Origin of the sequence: Stappia albiluteola (assembly GCF_014050225.1) — a bacterium.
Classification (GTDB): domain Bacteria; phylum Pseudomonadota; class Alphaproteobacteria; order Rhizobiales; family Stappiaceae; genus Hongsoonwoonella; species Hongsoonwoonella albiluteola.
Genome location: NZ_JACFXV010000011.1, coordinates 1 through 313, shown reverse-complemented (window position 1 = coordinate 313; position 313 = coordinate 1). Strand labels below are relative to the sequence as shown.

Annotated in this window: 1 protein-coding gene; it reads left to right on the top strand. The window is 59.7% G+C overall.

From position 1 onward, the window contains the following. Positions 1–222: hypothetical protein (locus tag H2509_RS00590; RefSeq protein ID WP_209001714.1), on the top strand; the 222-nt coding region annotated here is incomplete at its 5' end. Positions 223–313 lie beyond the last annotated feature (91 nt).

The following is a 313-nucleotide window of genomic DNA, read 5'->3' as shown; positions in this document are numbered from 1 at the left end:
GACCAGGTGAACGCGGTCATGACCGAATTCCAGGGCCAGATCGTTGCGCTTTCGACGCGAGCGGCCTCACACGCAACGGCTGCGGCTGCCGCGCAAGCGGAACTGCGGAAAAGAGACACGATCATCAATGCGCAGGCCGAGGAAATCGCGGCGCTGAAGGAGGAAATCGAAGGTCTGAAGGGCGAAGCGAAGGCGGGCAAGAACGTGTTCCGCAAAGACTGACCGCCGGATCACAAGCAATCACGCATGACAAAAGGGCTGCCATTCGGCGGCTCTTTCTCGTTTTAGGAGCCCCCATGAACCGCACCGGTTT